Origin of the sequence: Flavobacterium sp. (assembly GCF_003525665.1) — a bacterium.
GTDB lineage: Bacteria > Bacteroidota > Bacteroidia > Flavobacteriales > Flavobacteriaceae > Flavobacterium.
Map to the genome: position 1 here is coordinate 5,678 of NZ_DQDX01000050.1, position 241 is coordinate 5,918.

Annotated in this window: 1 pseudogene; it reads left to right on the forward strand. The window is 32.4% G+C overall.

Annotated features, from left to right (window positions below):
* Nucleotides 1–216 (forward strand): annotated as a pseudogene (locus tag DIU01_RS03465) (RND transporter); the annotation flags it as partial.
* Nucleotides 217–241: the final 25 nt, after the last annotated feature.

Below are 241 nucleotides of genomic sequence, written 5' to 3' on the forward strand. Positions count from 1 at the left end.
AAATCCACATTACTTTCTAAAGGAAGTTTTAACCAAGAAACCGCAGGAAAATGGATCTTTGTAGTAAATGGAACTAACGCCGAAAGAAGAAACATAAAATTAGGAAGAGAAAATCCGTTGTATTATGAAGTTCTTGACGGATTGAAAGTTGGCGAAAAAGTGGTAACGTCAACTTATAAAGATTATCAAGAAGTTGCGGTTTTAAATTTAGAGTAGAAGGTATTAAGATTGAAGTATTAAG